We start from the raw sequence: 14,688 nt of genomic DNA, 5'->3' as shown, positions 1-14,688 counted from the left end.
GAATCTCTGCCCAATCATCCAATTTGATCACCTTCCATAGTGGTTGGTGGTCCTATTGTCAGTTGGCGTTTCTGGCCCTGTTTTCAGTTGGCGTTAACACGGTTACGTTCATCGGCTATCCGAACGGCTTGTATGACTCAGCCTCGTTGTTGCCTATCGTGCGACAGGGGTATGCAGCGACCGCGATGAACGTGGACTACGAAGGAAAGCCGACCTTCCTGATCGACGCGTCCGTTTTCCCCGGCTCCAGTGGTAGCCCTGTCTTCTTGGTGCCTAGGCCATCTGTGCCTGATAAACGTGGCAATATCACGATCGGGGGGCATCCACGTCCTCCAATATTGCTCGGGATCGTCGCGGCGGTGCACCAGCGGCAAGTTCCTGTCCTTCAAACTAGCGCTGGTGGGGGCGTGCCGTTCGTATATGACTTAATCGACTTAGGAATCGTCTACAAGGCGAGTGAGGTTCACTCGCTCGCGGACCAACTGATCTCAGGTGCTCCCAAAAGCCCCTGACCCAGCTCGGTAGCGTGCGGTCGGCTTCTGCAGCGAGCACTGAACCAGTGCAGGTCGTTTCTGCGATCGTCCAGGCCGACGTGTGCTCGACAATAAGCAGCGCATGCGCCCCGTTCCCTCTCGGTCCCGGGAGCTGGCCGGAGCGGGCACCGCCCGCGTTGCGATCGGTTCGGGGAATGAGGGGCGTCGGAGCAGCTGCCGAGTATGCGCCTGGCGACCAGCGCGTACAGGTTGCTTGACGACCAGAGGTTAGTCGGTAACGAAACGTGGTGGGGTTCCGCTTCAACGTGTAGCTTCTCACCGGGTTGCGCGCGAAAACGTGAAGTCTCGAGTGCTGGGGCATCCCAGGGTGGACTGGGGGGCGGTTGTGTCACGAGCGATTGGCATCGCGACGATGAGCGATCGTGACGATCTCGATGACGAGGATGCGGTCGAGCACCCGATAGACCACGCGATACTCACCGCGCCGGGCAGAATATAGGGGAAAGAGGGGGGCTTTGAGCTGCTTCCCGACCCGCTTGGGGTCCGCTCTCACCGCGCCCATGATGAATTCAAACGCCGCGACGGCAACGCTCTTGGGGAGAACTTCGGTGAGCGAACGACGAGCGGAAGCGGAGAACGTGACCTCGTAGGTTTCGGTCACCGAGTCATCCGGCCGGCGGCGCCGAGTGCGTCGCGGACATCGTCGGCGGTGGCTGTGTCGCCCTGGGACACCTCGTGCAGGCCCTGCTTGACCGACGCGAGGGTCTCGGCGTCACCGAGGATGGCCAGCGTCTCCAGAAGCGCGTCATAGTCGTCGGCGCCAAGGAGGACCGCCGCACGGCTCCCGTTGCGAGTGACTTCGAACCGCTCGTGAGTGGTGCTCGCCGATTCGACGAGCTTGGAGAAATTGGCGCGGGCCTGCGCCACCGACAAGGTTGTCATGTACAGAATTATAGTGCGAATTCCGTTCATCCAATCAGATAGACGAGGCCGCGACCATCGCTCGCCAGACGAGATGAGAACTCCTGGGCAGCGGCGAGATAGTGTCCGATGTAGCGGTGCTCCATCTCCGAGGAATCGGCCCTATCCGGGTAGCTCGCCAACAGGCTGCGGATGTCGGTGTCGTCGACGGTCGCCAGATCCGCGGCGATGGCCTTCACCTGCGCGGGGCTCAGCGCGCGTTCGAAGGCTATCCAACCCATTTCGACCTGGGTGACCTGACCTTCGACCAGTTGGAAGGCGGCGCGGGCGGGCACGCCCGGGGCCGGGCCGAGCATTCCCTGGAACTCCCGCCAGCACTTGTCGAGGTAGAGCATCTCCGGTCTGATCGTCGTCGGCCCCCACGCATCCATCAGCGGGTCGGTTCCAAGGAACTGACAGGGGTCTGCGAGGGCGCGGAGATAGTCGGTGGCGGCGATCGGATAGGCGTAATAGCGAATTCCCATTTCACAACGGTCGATCATGGGCGGGAATCGGGGGCGGGCTGGATGAAAGCTGTGCAATCGGTCGCGACGTTGCGGTCGGTTGAGGAATGGCTGGCGCGCATCTGGAATTGTCCGCTGTGGGACGCGCATCCGACCTGCGGCCGTGTCCCGGATGTTGCCGCACCCCTGCTGAGGATGCTGCTTCCTGCCGACGGGATCACCGGGCTCGATGCCGTCAGCTTCGTGTTGGTCGACAAGACCACGACCGTGCGCCGCACGAGCGTCACGCAGCGCATCGGCCGGCTGTCGTCGACGCAGCTCGTTGAACACGAGCGGCTCGTGATGGTATTCCTCGGACTGGCCGACTGAACGATCCGGTGCTTGTGATGCCCGTCTGCGCACCTATGCCGCGGCGAACCGTTTCGCCGAACGGGCCTTCGCCTTCTCCGCCTCGACCTCGCGGTTCTTGGAAGGAGCCGTGCTTACCAGGTCCGCGAGCAGGTGCCTCGAGGTGTGTGCGATCTCCTCAACCGCGCGGTTGAACGCCTCGGCGTTGGCGTTCGACGGCTTCGTGGATCCGCTTATCTTGCGCACGAATTGCAGGGCGGCCGCGTGTACCTCGTCGTCCGTGGCGGTGGGCTCGAAATTATGCAGTGTGTGGATGTTCCGGCACATGCACCCAGAATAGCCAATCGACCGGGCGTCGTCACGCGTCACGGCTTTCGGCAACGCAACCCGGTGGAGTGCCGCTTCAACGTGTAGCGCCTGCTCGGCTGCCGGCCGTCCGCTGCGCACCTGGCGTCGGTGCCGCTGGGCTCACATGCGCTTGCGATCAATCAAATCAGCGAAAAGGAGAGAAAAACAGCACTGCACTTGCAAGCGCTTGCGACCCGCGTTGACGGCGCGTAGCATCAGGGATCGTGGCAGCGAGTCTGGATGAGGTAGCAGCGCGGGCAGGAGTGTCTGCGTCGACGGTGTCCCGCGCGCTGAGAGACGTACCCGGAGTCGCCCTGCGGACCAGGGAGCGTGTGAAAGCGGCGGCCGCCGAGGTCGGGTATGTCTCCAACGTGAGCGGATCGCGCCTGGCAACCGGGAAGACAGGCACCATCGCCATCGTCGTGCCCACGGCTGCCCGATGGTTCTTCGGGCAGGCCATTGCCGGCGCCGGGGCCGTGATCCGTGGCGCGGGATTGGACGTACTGCTCTATGAGCTGGGTGACGCGGCCGGGCGCCAGCGGTTGTTCGCTGAGCACGGTCTGCGGGGCCGGGCGGACGCTGTGCTGGTCCTTTCCCTGAACCTGAGTGGTAGCGAGACTCGCCTTCTGCAACAACTCGGCGTGCCCGTCGCGGTGCTCGGAGTGGGGCCCGCGAGCTTCAGCAGTGTCGTCGTGAATGATCAGCTCGCCGCGGAATCGGCTCTGCGGCACCTGATCAATCTCGGTCACGAAGTCATCGGCCTGATCGGAATCGACAACGGGTCTGACGTCACCTCCGGCAGCGTCCCGCCCATTGCCCGGGTGGCCGGCTACCGCGCGGCAGTGTCCTCGGCCGGGATGAGCCTGGATCCGGACCTCGAGCAACTGGACGAGAACTCGGCTGCCGGCGGGGCGGCGGCCATGACCCGGCTGATCTCAGGGCCCGTCATGCCGACGGCAGTTTTCGCCTCCTCCGACGAAATGGCCTTTGGAGCCCTCCACGTCCTGCGCTCCGCTGGGATTCGCGTGCCGGCGGACATGTCCATTGTCGGATTCGACAACCATGATTTTGCCGCCGTCGTCGACCTCACCACGGTTGACCAGAATGTGCTGGCGCAGGGGCAAGCCGCCGCACGTCTGGTTCTGGCAGCGCTCGCCAACCCGGGCGCCGCCCCGACGACCGCATCCGTCCCGACCCGCCTCGTGATCCGGCGAAGCACGGCCCCTCCCCAACCGCTGCGACGTCGACTCGAAGCCACCGATACCACCCAGAACTGAAAGGCAACCAAACATGGAGTACCGCAAGCTTGGCTCATCCGGGATGTACATCAGCGAGCTGGCCTATGGGAACTGGATGACCCATGGCGAACAGATCGAGCAGGATGTCGCCACCGCGTGTGTGCGTCAAGCACTCGACCTGGGCATCACCACCTTCGACACCGCAGACGCCTATGCAGGGACGCGCGCGGAGCTGACTCTCGGCCGCGCGTTGTCAGGTGTGCGACGGGAAGGGCTCGAGATTTTCACCAAGGTGTATTTCCCCACCGGCGAGGGCAAGAATGACCGTGGACTGTCCCGCAAGCACATGATGGAGTCCATCGACGCATCGCTCGCGCGACTCGGAACGGAGTACGTGGACCTCTACCAGGCTCACCGCTACGACTACGAGACTCCGCTGGAAGAGACGATGCAGGCATTCGCCGACATCGTGAGGGCGGGGAAGGCCCTCTACGTCGGAGTATCCGAATGGACGGTGGAGGAAATCCGGGCGGGCGTTGAACTGGCGCGCGGACACGGCATCCAGCTCATTTCCAACCAACCGCAGTACTCCATGCTCTGGCGGGTCATAGAGCAGGAGATCGTTCCCGCCAGCCAGGAACTCGGCCTGGGGCAGATCTGCTGGTCTCCCATGGCGCAAGGCGTGTTGACGGGGAAATACGTCCCCGGCCAGGCTCCGCCCACAGCATCCCGATTCGCCGGGGCAGAGGGCACGCTCGTCTCAGACCACCACTACCTGACCGAGAACATCCTGACCCGGGTTCAGCAGCTAAGGCCGCTCGCCGCGGACGCCGGCCTGTCCATGGCGGCCCTGGCGATCGCCTGGGTGCTGCAACGGCCGAACGTATCGGCGGCCATCGTCGGCGCCTCACGGCCGGATCAGCTCGTCGACAACGCCACCGCGGCCGGTGTGAAACTCGACCCCGCTCTGCTCTCGCGGGTCGACGACATCCTCGACCCCGTCATCGAACGAGACCCCGCGAAGGTCGAGTCCTTCACAACCCGCCCCTGAAACGAAGAGTGAACACGGCTCTGACGCACGTTCCAACCCGCCGAAAGGAGCGTTGCCGACGCAGTCCATGGTGACGTCTCGCGACCGCCCCTCGGTCAGGACGTCCTCCAAGGTGCGATCGATCACCCGGTCTGCGCCGGGCGCGGTGACAAGTTACCGGTTGACGCCGGCGTGCCCGCCGAACGGTCCTGTCGTCATGGTTGTCCGCTCCTCACCACGTTGACCGATACCAATGTCACGCCCAGGTTGCTGACCCGTCGCAACAGCCCGTGCAGGGCAGCCTGATCGAGGACCGATCCCGTGAGGGTGGTGGTTCCATCGCTCTCGCTGGTGAGCGTGAAGCCCTCGAACCAGTCGGTCCAGCATTCATCGAGCTGCCCCTGGAGGCGGATCTCATACCGGTCGAGCTGACCATGCCTGCCTGGCATCGTGCGTCCTTCGCTCATCGCGCACTTCCTTTCCTTTCGCACGGGCCTGTGGTCGGTGCTCAGACCGCCGGCGTGCGGTCGAGGCGGGAGCCTCGTTCGCCGGACATGCTCAGTGCTGCGGTACGCCGGTCCGACCAGAGGGAGAAGCCGAGCCAGATCAGGGCGAGACCCATGGGGATGGCGGCCATCCGTTCGAGGGTGTGCGGAAGCAGCGCGCCCGCAACGGGCGTCACCGCAGCGGCGATGATGAGAAGGATGCCGGCTCCGCGGGAGAGGATTCGGGCACGGATGATGCCGACACCGAACACCAGGGCGCCGACGATGTAGAGCACGCTTCCGACCAGCGGGAGCGCTGCGAGAGGGCCGAGGTCGGTCATGGCCGGGTTCCGGCCGAAGAGACCGACGAAGTCCTCGGCGAACCGCGGTGCGTCCGCCACGACCAGCGGCGCGATGAACGCCTCGGCGAACACGAAAGCCGACTGCAGGACGAAGAAGAGCCCGAACATCGCGTATCCGATCAGTCCGGGCAGCCCGGATTGCCGCACCTGGCGAAGGTAGATGCCGGTGATGCCGACCAGGCCGAGGACGGCCATGCCGAAGCTGAGACTGTGGACCGTCACCCAGGCCTGGGTGGTGAGGGAGGAGACCACGTCGGCGGGATGGATGAACTGGATGACGATATAGATCAGCCCTGACAGTGCGGCGGCGACGCCGGCCCCACGGGTGAGGGTGGACGAGGTGATGCTCATGGTTGCTCTCCGATGTTCTGAAATGCCTGGGCGGATGCCTGAAGACAACCTGAATCTACGGAGGCACGTGGTGACCGGGCATCACCCGGTGTGGTGATCGATGTGGTGACTTCGGGGATCGATGGCGCGGTCAGTGCCGCGCCGCGGCCGGTGGCACAATGGCGGCATGACACTGCACCTGACTGGCGACCCCGCGGCGGACACGCTGCTCACCGAGGATCCGTTCGCCCTCCTCCTCGGCATGCTCCTCGACCAGCAGATCGCAATGGAGACCGCGTTCGCCGGGCCGGCCAAGATCCGCGACCGGATCGGCACCCTCGACCCGGCGACCATCGCCGGCTTCGACCCCGACGCCTTTGCCGTGGTCTTCCGCACCAGCCCGGCCGTGCACCGCTTCCCCGGCTCGATGGCGGCGCGCGTGCAGGAGGTCGCCGGGATCATCGCCCGCGAGTGGAGCGGCGATGCCTCGTCCCTGTGGACCTCCGGCTCCCCGGACGGCGCCGAGATCCTTCGCCGGCTGAAGACGCTGCCGGGGTTCGGCGATCAGAAGGCGCGGATCTTCCTCGCCTTGCTCGGCAAGAGGCTGGGGGTGACGGCCGCGGGGTGGCGTGAGACCTCCGCACCGTATGGCGAGGACGGCTCGCACCGGTCCGTCGCCGACATCGTCGACGCCGAGTCGCTGACCCTGGTGAGGGAGACCAAACGTGCGGCGAAGGCGGCCGCGAAGAAGGCCTGAGGAAGGCAGCGAGATCAGCCCGCTGACGACCGGACCCTCGGGTCCTGTGAGAGCACACGATGACGCACTGCGGCACCGCTCAGCGAGACTGGCGGCGCCCCTTGGGCTTCGGCGCACCCTTGACTGCCGGCGCACGACCCTGGCCTTTGGAGGCCTTTGCCTTGCCACCGGCCTTCGCCTGAGCCTTCGGTGCGGCGGATGCCGCGGGCTTCCGCACCACAGGTCGTGCGACCTCGAGCAGTTCGAGTCCGGCGCTCGTCAGTGTGGGCACGTCGTCGACGGTGACGAACAGTTCCCCGCCGACCTCCTCCTCGAGCTTGCGGATGGAGATGAGGAGGGTGGCGCGGGTCATGTTGAGGGTCTTCGCCGCGGCACCCCAGTTGGTGGCTTCGGCGGTCGTGACGAAACGCCGGAGCAGGGTGGTATCCACAAAAAGCCCTTCGAACTGCCGCCGTGCCGGTCACGGGGGCAGTAACAGGGTACGCGTTGCGATGAGACCATGGGGTCATGACCGCAACACTCGTCGCCAGGGGGCTGGCCGGTGGCTACGCCCACCGCACCCTGTTCGAATCGCTCGACCTCACCGTCGCCCCCGGCGACGTCGTCGGGGTGGTCGGCGCGAACGGGGCAGGCAAGTCCACTCTGCTCCGGCTGCTCGCCGGCATCCTCGCGCCGCAGGCCGGCACCGTGAGCATGGCACCGACGGATGCCTTCGTCGGCTGGCTGCCCCAGGAGCACGAACGCGTGGCGGGTGAGACGATCTCGGGCTACATCGCCCGCCGCACCGGGTGCGCGGAGGCGACCCGCGAGATGGATGCCGCGGCATCCGCCCTCGCCGATCCTGAGCCCCGCCCGACCGGACAGGACCCGGCCGACGTGTACTCGAGGGCCCTCGACCGGTGGCTCGCCAGCGGTGCGGCCGACCTCGACGACCGGCTGCCGATCGTGCTCGCCGAACTCGGGCTCCGGCTCGGCGCCGACCTGGCCGAGGACACTCCGATGACGGCGCTCTCCGGCGGCCAGGCGGCCAGGGTCGGCCTCGCCGCCCTGCTGCTGTCCCGGTTCGACATCGTCCTGCTCGACGAGCCCACCAACGACCTCGACCTCGACGGGCTGGAACGGCTGGAGGCCTTCGTGCGCGGGCTGCGCGGCGGAGTCGTGCTGGTCAGCCACGACCGGGAATTCCTCGCCCGCTGCGTGACCCGGGTGCTCGAACTCGACCTGGCGCAGAACGCGAACCGGGTGTTCGGCGGCGGCTACGACTCGTACCTCGCCGAACGCGAGACGGCCAGGCGGCACAAGCGCGAGGACTTCGACGAGTTCGCCGCGAAGAAGGCCGACCTGGTCGGGCGGGCCCGCACCCAGCGCGAGTGGTCGAGCCAGGGCGTGCGGAACGCCATGAAGAAGGCGCCGGACAACGACAAGATCCGGCGCAAGGCCTCCGCCGAGTCCAGCGAGAAGCAGGCGCAGAAGGTGCGGCAGATGGAGAGCCGGATCAACCGCCTCGAGGAGGTCGAGGAGCCGCGCAAGGAATGGCAACTCGAGTTCGCCATCGGCTCCGCGCCCCGCTCGAGCGCCGTGGTCGCCACGCTCAGCGCGGCCGTGTACCGCCAGGGCGAGTTCACCCTCGGCCCGGTGTCGCTGCAGGTCAACGCGGGCGAGCGGATCGGCATCACCGGCCCCAACGGGGCAGGCAAGACCACGCTGCTGCGGGCGCTGCTGGGCAGGCAGGCCCCGGACGAGGGCACGGCCGGCCTCGGCGCAAGCGTGCGGATCGGCGAGATCGACCAGGCGCGCGCGCTCCTCGCCGGGGACCGGCCGCTCTCCACCAGCTTCGAGGAGCTCCTGCCCGACCTGTCCGTCGCCGAGGTGCGCACCCTGCTCGCCAAGTTCGGGCTGAAGGCCGACCACGTCGGCCGGCCCGTCGACGAACTGTCCCCGGGCGAACGCACCAGGGCCGGCCTGGCCCTGCTCCAGGCCACCGGGGTCAACCTGCTCGTGCTCGACGAGCCGACGAACCACCTCGATCTCGCGGCGATCGAACAGCTCGAGCAGGCGCTCGAGTCCTACCAGGGCACGCTCCTGCTGGTCACCCACGACCGGCGGATGCTCGAAAACGTCACGACCGACCGGCACTGGAGCGTCGACGCCGGGCAGGTCACGCAGGGATGACGGGTGCTCACCACGCCATGACCGGCGCGGCCGCGTGGATCGCCTTCACGCATTGATGCACTGATCGGCCCTTGGCGGATGGGCGGGGGCGTGGTTCGCTGGGGGTATGACCAACCTGCCGATGTTTCCGCTCGGGTCCGTGCTCTTCCCCTACCTCCCGCTGCAGCTGCGGGTGTTCGAGGAACGGTACCTGGTGATGCTGTCCCGGATCCTCGCCGATGAGCCGGCCGAGTTCGGCGTCGTACTGATCGAACGCGGGCAGGAGGTCGGCGGGGGAGAGCACCGCTTCGGCTACGGGACCGTCGCCCAGATCACCCAGCTGGCGGCATCCGACGGGTTCGTCGGCGTGCTCGCCCAGGGCGAGCGCCGGGTCGAGGTGCTCGAATGGCTCGAGGAAGACCCGTACCCGGAGGCCGTCATCCGCGACATCCCGGAACTGGACTGGGACGACGACCTGTTCCCGCTCCGGGAGGAGGCCGAACTGGCCGTTCGGCGGGCACTGGCACTGGCCAGCGAATTCACCGACCAGGCCTGGTCGTCGGATGTCGAACTCTCCGAGGACCCCACGGCCGCCGCCTGGCAACTGGCCGGCATCACGCCGGTCGGCCCGCTCGACCAGGTCGCCCTGCTGCGGTCGACGACCATGGAGGGGTTGCTCACCGCCGTGCTCGTGTTCACGGCCGCGGCGGTGGAGTCCTTCCGTTCCCCCTGGCCGGAGGAGTGAGCCGGGCACCGGGCCAGCCGGTGCCGGCCGCAGGCCTGCGGGGCGCTAGGCTGGTGGCGAAAACCGAATATCGGGCCATCACGGTCGATGCGGGAGAGTTCGGCGCCGACAGGCGTGCGAACACCGAAGGAGCAATCCTCCCCGACAATCTCTCAGGTACTCGTACCGCATCGAACTGGCCACTCTGAAAAGTAGTCGCGGCACCTGCGCGACTCGCCCATGGTGAAAGCCGCACCCGACACCGGTGCGGCGAAGCTCTCAGGCCTGACGACAGAGGGGGAGTTCCCAGGGGCTCGATCGCGCCCCGGAGATTCTCGCTCGGCCCCGGCCGACGACGACCTGGAGAACTCATGACCCCGGACAACGCCGCCCAGCCCTCCTCGGAATCGCCGACGAACGCCGCCCCGACGAACGCCGAGAGGTTCTCGCCGCTGCACCAGGCGCACGTCGACGCCGGCGCCAGCTTCACCGACTTCGCCGGCTGGCAGATGCCCGTGCGCTACTCGAGCGATCTCGCCGAGCATCACGCCGTGCGCACCGGGGCCGGCATCTTCGACCTCTCGCACATGGCCGAGATCACGGTGGCCGGGCCGGACGCCGGGGCGTTCCTCGACTACGCGCTCGCCGGCAAGCTCTCCGCGATCGACCTGCTCCAGGCCAAGTACAGCCTCATCCTGAACCCCGCCGGCGGCATCACCGACGACATCGTCGTCTACCGCACCAAGGCACAGGAATACCTCGTCGTCGCCAACGCAGGCAACCGGTTCCAGGCCTTCGAGGCTCTGTCCGCCCGCTCCGCCCGGTTCGACGTCACCGTCACCGACCGGAGCGACGACGTCGCCCTGGTCGCGGTGCAGGGTCCCGTCTCCCGGGCCATCCTCGAGTCCACCGCCGGCCTCACCGTCGACGGCGACCTGTCCGAGCTGAAGTACTACCGCGCCCTCGCCGGAAGGTTCCGGGACGGCGCCGTGCTCATCGCCCGCACCGGCTACACCGGCGAGGACGGCTTCGAACTCTATCTGGACGTGCCTGACGCGGCCGCACTCTGGGACGCGCTCCGCGCGGCGGGGGAGCCAGTCGGCCTCGTGCCGGCCGGCCTCGCCAGCCGCGACACGCTCCGCCTCGAGGCCGGGATGCCGCTCTACGGCCATGAGCTCTCCGTGTCCACCTACCCGGCCCAGGCCGGTCTCGGCCGGGTCGTCAACCTGGCCAAGGAGACCGACTTCATCGGCCGCGCGGCCAGCGAAGAGGGCCCGAGCGCCGACGCGCGCGTGCTGGTCGGCCTCGTCGCCGAGGGAAAGCGCGCCGGCCGCGCCGACTACCCGGTCTACCGCAGCGCCGACGCCCCCGTCGCCGAGGGCGTCATCACCAGCGGTGCGCTGTCACCGACACTGGGACATCCGATCGCCATGGCGTACGTCGCCCCGTCCCTCGCCCGGCCGGGCACGGAGGTCTTCGTCGATGTGCGCGGAACCCGCATCCCCGCCACGGTCACCCAGCTCCCCTTCTACAAGCGTCAGAAGTAGTCCACCCCCTCGAGAGGAAACCCCATGGCAGACAAGACTGAACTCCAGTACACCGCCGAGCACGAGTGGGTGCAGGTCGACGGCGACACCGCCCTCGTCGGCATCACCGCCTACGCCGCCGACAAGCTCGGCGACGTCGTCTTCGTCGAACTGCCCGAGGTCGGCAGCACCGTCGCTGCGGGCACCGTGGTCGGCGAGATCGAGTCGACCAAGTCGGTCGGCGAGCTCTTCGCCCCGGTCGACGGCACGGTCGTCGAAACCAACGACGCCGTCGTCGACAGCCCCGAACTGGTCAACAGCGACCCGTTCGGCGCCGGCTGGCTGCTCAAGGTGACCTTCACCGAGCTGCCCACCCTTCTCAGCTACTCCGAATACTCCGCCCTCGTCGGCGAATAGCCCCCAGCGAAGCCAGGTCTCCCCGCACATGTCACAGCCCTTCACCCAGCGTCACATCGGCACGGATGCCGACGCGCAGTCCCGCATGCTCGCCACCCTCGGCTACGACTCGGTCGGGGAGCTCGTCAACGCTGCGGTCCCCGCGACCATCCACGTCGACCGGTTCCGCACCGAGGGGGACAGCACCCTCCCTCCCGCGGCCACCGAGCGGGAGGCGATCGAAGAACTTCGCGCCCTTGCCGGCCGCAACACCGTGAAGCGCTCGATGATCGGGCTCGGCTACTACGACACGATCACGCCCGCAGTGATCAAGCGCAACGTGTTCGAGAACCCGAGCTGGTACACCGCCTACACGCCCTACCAGCCGGAGATCTCCCAGGGACGGCTGGAGGCCCTGATCAACTTCCAGACCATGGTCGCCGACCTGACCGGCCTGGCCACGGCGAACGCATCCATGCTCGACGAGGCCACCGCCGTGGTCGAGGGCATGCTCCTCACCCGCCGGGCGTCGAAGTCCGCCTCGCACCGTTTCATCGTCGACGCGGATGCCCTGCCGCAGACCCACGCGCTGCTCGCCAGCCGCGCCGCGGCCCTCGGCATCGAGCTCGCGATCCTCGACCTGCAGCCGGGCACCACGGCCGCCGAGCTCGGGGACCACTTCGGTATCTTCGTGCAGTACCCCGCCGCATCCGGCCGGGTCTGGAACCCCGCCGGCGTCATCGCCGCCGCGCAGTCGCAGGGGGCGCTCGCCGTCGTCGCCGCCGACCTGCTCGCGCTCACCCTCATCTCCTCGCCCGGCGAGCTCGGCGCGGACGTCGCCGTCGGCACCAGCCAGCGGTTCGGCGTGCCGATGGGCTTCGGCGGACCGCACGCCGGCTACATGGCCGTGCGCACGGGCCTCGAACGGCAGCTCCCCGGCCGTCTCGTCGGCGTCAGCGTCGACGCGGCCGGCCACCCCGCCTACCGGTTGTCGCTGCAGGTGCGCGAACAGCACATCCGCCGGGACAAGGCCACCTCGAACATCTGCACCGCGCAGGTGCTGCTCGCCGTGATGGCCGGCATGTACGCGGTCTACCACGGGCCGGACGGCCTGAAGAAGATCGCGACCGAGGTGCAGGAGACCGCGGGCCGGCTCGCCGCCGCCCTGCGCGCCGCCGGCGTCGACGTCGTCGGCGACAGCTTCTTCGACACCATCCGGGTGGCGGTGCCGTCGCGGGCGGCCGAGATCGTCGCCCGCGCGGCCGGGGCCGGCGTCAACCTGCGTCAGGTCGACGCCGACATGATCGGCATCTCTGTCGACGAGACCACCACCGACCGCGACCTCACCGCCGTGCTCGGCGCGTTCGGCGGCCTGGACGCGTTCGGCAACGTCGACCTCGGCGCATCCGTGGCCGGGCTGCCCGGGGATCTCGCCCGAACCAGCGCCTACCTCGTCCACCCCGTCTTCAACACCCACCGCTCCGAGACGAGCATGATGCGCTACCTCAAGCGCCTCGCCGACTTCGACTACGCGCTTGACCGCGGCATGATCCCGCTGGGTTCCTGCACGATGAAGCTGAACGCGGCCACCGAGATGGAGGCCGTCAGCTGGCCCGAATTCGGCGGGCTGCACCCGTTCGCACCCCAGGGCGACGTCGATGGCTACCTCGAACTCATCCGTCAGCTCGAAACCTGGCTGACCGACGTGACCGGCTACGACACCGTGTCGCTGCAGCCCAACGCGGGAAGCCAGGGCGAACTCGCGGGCCTGCTCGCGATCCGCGGCTACCACCACGCCAACGGCGACGCCGACCGCACGATCTGCCTGATCCCGTCCAGCGCCCACGGCACGAACGCCGCGTCCGCGGTTCTCGCCGGGATGCGGGTCGTCGTCGTCGCCTGCGACGACCTCGGCAACGTCGACCTGGTCGACCTCCGGGCGAAGATCGCCGAGCACGCCGACAGCCTGGCCGCGCTGATGATCACCTACCCGTCCACCCACGGCGTCTACGAGCACGAGGTCGGCACCATCTGCCGTGCCGTGCACGACGCCGGCGGTCAGGTCTACGTCGACGGTGCCAACCTCAACGCCCTGCTCGGCTTCGCCCGCTACGGCGACTTCGGCGGCGACGTCTCCCACCTGAACCTGCACAAGACCTTCTGCATCCCGCACGGCGGCGGCGGACCCGGCGTCGGCCCGGTCGCCGCGAAGGCGCACCTCGCCCCGTTCCTGCCCGGGCACCCGCTGGCCCAGAGCGACGGGCACTACCTGCGCGGCGCGCTCGGCGACACCGTGGTGCACGGCGGCGGCCCGGTCTCGGCGGCGCCATACGGGAGCCCGAGCATCCTGCCGATCTCGTGGGCCTACGTGCGGATGATGGGAGCCGACGGCCTGCGCGAGGCCACCGGCGCCGCGGTTCTGGCCGCCAACTACGTGGCCAAGCGGCTCGAGGCGCACTACCCGGTGCTCTACGCCGGCGACAACGGCCTGGTCGCGCACGAGTGCATCCTCGATTTGCGACCGCTGACCGAGGCGACCGGGGTCAGCGTCGACGACGTGGCCAAGCGCCTCGTCGACTACGGGTTCCACGCGCCGACCATGAGCTTCCCGGTCTCCGGCACCCTGATGATCGAGCCGACCGAGAGCGAGGACCTCGGCGAAATCGACCGGTTCGTCGAGGCCATGATCGCGATCCGGGCCGAAGCGGATGCCGTGGCCGGCGGTCGCTGGCCCGCGGACGACAACCCGCTGCTGGGCGCCCCGCACACGGCGCAGTCCGTGATCGAGGGCGAATGGACCCACCCCTACGACCGGGAGACGGCGGTCTACCCGGTGCGCAGCCTCATCCGTGGCAAGTACTGGCCGCCCGTGCGCCGGATCGACAACGCCTACGGCGACCGCAACCTCGTCTGCGCCTGCCCACCCCCCGAGGCCTTCGAGTAACTGCGCCGCCGGGTCTCGACAAGCTCGACCACCGGTGGTCGAGCTTGCCCCGGTGGTCGAGCTTGTCGAGACCGGGCCTGCGGTGGTCGAGCTTGCCCCGGTGGTCGAGCTTGTCGAGACCGGGCCTGCGG

Annotated in this window: 17 protein-coding genes and 2 riboswitches; of the genes, 10 read left to right on the top strand and 7 right to left on the bottom strand. The window is 68.1% G+C overall.

Annotated features, from left to right (window positions below; genetic code table 11):
• Positions 1 to 512 (top strand): trypsin-like serine peptidase (locus E3T48_RS13310; protein ID WP_206751165.1); only part of this gene is annotated, 512 nt, incomplete at its 5' end.
• 370 nt (positions 513 to 882) lie between these two features.
• Here the strand turns inward: E3T48_RS13310 and E3T48_RS13305 are convergent.
• The 3 genes from E3T48_RS13305 to E3T48_RS13295 are packed head-to-tail and all read right to left on the bottom strand — an operon-like array spanning position 883 to position 1,939.
• Positions 883 to 1,155: a type II toxin-antitoxin system RelE family toxin gene (locus E3T48_RS13305; RefSeq protein WP_134524526.1), complete on the bottom strand. Its 273-nt coding sequence runs from the start codon at positions 1,153 to 1,155 to the stop codon at positions 883 to 885.
• Positions 1,152 to 1,436 (bottom strand): type II toxin-antitoxin system Phd/YefM family antitoxin, encoded by a 285-nt coding sequence (locus E3T48_RS13300; RefSeq protein WP_198417675.1) that lies wholly within the window; start codon positions 1,434 to 1,436, stop codon positions 1,152 to 1,154. The genes E3T48_RS13305 and E3T48_RS13300 overlap by 4 nt, the downstream gene beginning before the upstream one ends.
• 26 nt (positions 1,437 to 1,462) lie before the next feature.
• Complete coding sequence (locus E3T48_RS13295; protein ID WP_134524525.1) at positions 1,463 to 1,939, bottom strand: DUF1877 family protein; 477 nt, start codon at positions 1,937 to 1,939, stop codon at positions 1,463 to 1,465.
• Between the two features lie 42 nt (positions 1,940 to 1,981).
• Between E3T48_RS13295 and E3T48_RS13290 the strand changes: the two genes are divergently transcribed.
• Positions 1,982 to 2,287, top strand: a complete 306-nt coding sequence (locus E3T48_RS13290; protein WP_134524524.1) for a hypothetical protein — start codon at positions 1,982 to 1,984, stop codon at positions 2,285 to 2,287.
• Between the two features lie 33 nt (positions 2,288 to 2,320).
• On the opposite strand, the gene E3T48_RS13285 is transcribed toward E3T48_RS13290, so the two are convergent.
• Entirely contained in the window at positions 2,321 to 2,593 is a 273-nt protein-coding gene (locus tag E3T48_RS13285) for a DUF2277 domain-containing protein (RefSeq protein WP_134524523.1), read from the bottom strand.
• 245 nt (positions 2,594 to 2,838) lie between these two features.
• Here E3T48_RS13285 and E3T48_RS13280 point away from each other — a divergent pair, with 245 nt between their 5' ends.
• Complete coding sequence (locus E3T48_RS13280; RefSeq protein ID WP_134524522.1) at positions 2,839 to 3,891, top strand: LacI family DNA-binding transcriptional regulator; 1,053 nt, start codon at positions 2,839 to 2,841, stop codon at positions 3,889 to 3,891.
• 13 nt (positions 3,892 to 3,904) lie between these two features.
• The gene (locus E3T48_RS13275; protein WP_134524521.1) at positions 3,905 to 4,903 is read left to right on the top strand and encodes an aldo/keto reductase family protein; all 999 of its coding nucleotides are present in this window, start codon (positions 3,905 to 3,907) and stop codon (positions 4,901 to 4,903) included.
• A gap of 194 nt (positions 4,904 to 5,097) precedes the next feature.
• Here the strand turns inward: E3T48_RS13275 and E3T48_RS13270 are convergent, their stop codons facing one another.
• Together E3T48_RS13270 and E3T48_RS13265 are read right to left on the bottom strand one after the other, a co-directional pair.
• Positions 5,098 to 5,349, bottom strand: coding sequence for a hypothetical protein (locus E3T48_RS13270; RefSeq protein WP_198417674.1), 252 nt, complete (start codon positions 5,347 to 5,349; stop codon positions 5,098 to 5,100).
• Positions 5,350 to 5,390: 41 nt separating this feature from the next.
• Entirely contained in the window at positions 5,391 to 6,080 is a 690-nt protein-coding gene (locus E3T48_RS13265; protein WP_134524520.1) for a hypothetical protein, read from the bottom strand.
• A gap of 166 nt (positions 6,081 to 6,246) precedes the next feature.
• On the opposite strand from E3T48_RS13265, the gene E3T48_RS13260 reads away from it, so the two are divergent.
• A complete protein-coding gene (locus E3T48_RS13260) occupies positions 6,247 to 6,816 on the top strand; it encodes an HhH-GPD-type base excision DNA repair protein (RefSeq protein WP_134524519.1) in 570 nt (189 codons plus the stop codon).
• A 79-nt stretch (positions 6,817 to 6,895) separates the two neighbouring features.
• Here E3T48_RS13260 and E3T48_RS13255 read toward each other — a convergent pair whose 3' ends face one another.
• A complete protein-coding gene (locus E3T48_RS13255) occupies positions 6,896 to 7,246 on the bottom strand; it encodes a LysR family transcriptional regulator (protein WP_134524518.1) in 351 nt (116 codons plus the stop codon).
• Between the two features lie 77 nt (positions 7,247 to 7,323).
• Between E3T48_RS13255 and abc-f the strand changes: the two genes are divergently transcribed.
• The 5 genes from abc-f (at position 7,324) to gcvP (ending at position 14,557) form a co-directional block, all read left to right on the top strand.
• On the top strand, positions 7,324 to 8,988 hold the full coding sequence (gene abc-f, locus E3T48_RS13250; protein ID WP_134524517.1) for a ribosomal protection-like ABC-F family protein: 1,665 nt from the start codon (positions 7,324 to 7,326) through the stop codon (positions 8,986 to 8,988).
• Between the two features lie 106 nt (positions 8,989 to 9,094).
• Positions 9,095 to 9,712 (top strand): LON peptidase substrate-binding domain-containing protein, encoded by a 618-nt coding sequence (locus E3T48_RS13245; protein ID WP_134524516.1) that lies wholly within the window; start codon positions 9,095 to 9,097, stop codon positions 9,710 to 9,712.
• A gap of 80 nt (positions 9,713 to 9,792) precedes the next feature.
• A riboswitch (glycine riboswitch) is annotated at positions 9,793 to 9,890 on the top strand.
• A 1-nt stretch (position 9,891) separates the two neighbouring features.
• Positions 9,892 to 9,993: riboswitch (glycine riboswitch) on the top strand.
• Positions 9,994 to 10,062: 69 nt separating this feature from the next.
• Complete coding sequence (gcvT, locus tag E3T48_RS13240; protein WP_134524515.1) at positions 10,063 to 11,238, top strand: glycine cleavage system aminomethyltransferase GcvT; 1,176 nt, start codon at positions 10,063 to 10,065, stop codon at positions 11,236 to 11,238.
• Between the two features lie 24 nt (positions 11,239 to 11,262).
• Positions 11,263 to 11,634, top strand: a complete 372-nt coding sequence (gcvH, locus tag E3T48_RS13235) for a glycine cleavage system protein GcvH (RefSeq protein ID WP_134524514.1) — start codon at positions 11,263 to 11,265, stop codon at positions 11,632 to 11,634.
• A 28-nt stretch (positions 11,635 to 11,662) separates the two neighbouring features.
• Positions 11,663 to 14,557, top strand: coding sequence for an aminomethyl-transferring glycine dehydrogenase (gcvP, locus tag E3T48_RS13230; protein WP_134524513.1), 2,895 nt, complete (start codon positions 11,663 to 11,665; stop codon positions 14,555 to 14,557).
• The last annotated feature ends 131 nt before the right edge of the window (positions 14,558 to 14,688 follow it).

The sequence above is a fragment of the Cryobacterium fucosi genome (genome assembly GCF_004403515.1).
In the GTDB taxonomy this organism is placed as follows: Bacteria; Actinomycetota; Actinomycetes; order Actinomycetales; family Microbacteriaceae; genus Cryobacterium; species Cryobacterium fucosi.
This window is presented reverse-complemented; position numbering and strand designations above follow the sequence as displayed.

Bases quoted from the DNA above. Each gene is read 5' to 3' on its own strand.
- E3T48_RS13300 (WP_198417675.1), bottom strand. From the start codon at position 1,436: ATGACAACCTTGTCGGTGGCGCAGGCCCGCGCCAATTTCTCCAAGCTC.
- E3T48_RS13295 (WP_134524525.1), bottom strand. From the start codon at position 1,939: ATGGGAATTCGCTATTACGCCTATCCGATCGCCGCCACCGACTATCTC.
- E3T48_RS13290 (WP_134524524.1), top strand. From the start codon at position 1,982: ATGAAAGCTGTGCAATCGGTCGCGACGTTGCGGTCGGTTGAGGAATGG.
- E3T48_RS13285 (WP_134524523.1), bottom strand. From the start codon at position 2,593: ATGTGCCGGAACATCCACACACTGCATAATTTCGAGCCCACCGCCACG.
- E3T48_RS13275 (WP_134524521.1), top strand. From the start codon at position 3,905: ATGGAGTACCGCAAGCTTGGCTCATCCGGGATGTACATCAGCGAGCTG.
- E3T48_RS13270 (WP_198417674.1), bottom strand. From the start codon at position 5,349: ATGAGCGAAGGACGCACGATGCCAGGCAGGCATGGTCAGCTCGACCGG.
- E3T48_RS13265 (WP_134524520.1), bottom strand. From the start codon at position 6,080: ATGAGCATCACCTCGTCCACCCTCACCCGTGGGGCCGGCGTCGCCGCC.
- E3T48_RS13260 (WP_134524519.1), top strand. From the start codon at position 6,247: ATGACACTGCACCTGACTGGCGACCCCGCGGCGGACACGCTGCTCACC.
- abc-f (WP_134524517.1), top strand. From the start codon at position 7,324: ATGACCGCAACACTCGTCGCCAGGGGGCTGGCCGGTGGCTACGCCCAC.
- E3T48_RS13245 (WP_134524516.1), top strand. From the start codon at position 9,095: ATGACCAACCTGCCGATGTTTCCGCTCGGGTCCGTGCTCTTCCCCTAC.
- gcvT (WP_134524515.1), top strand. From the start codon at position 10,063: ATGACCCCGGACAACGCCGCCCAGCCCTCCTCGGAATCGCCGACGAAC.
- gcvH (WP_134524514.1), top strand. From the start codon at position 11,263: ATGGCAGACAAGACTGAACTCCAGTACACCGCCGAGCACGAGTGGGTG.
- gcvP (WP_134524513.1), top strand. From the start codon at position 11,663: ATGTCACAGCCCTTCACCCAGCGTCACATCGGCACGGATGCCGACGCG.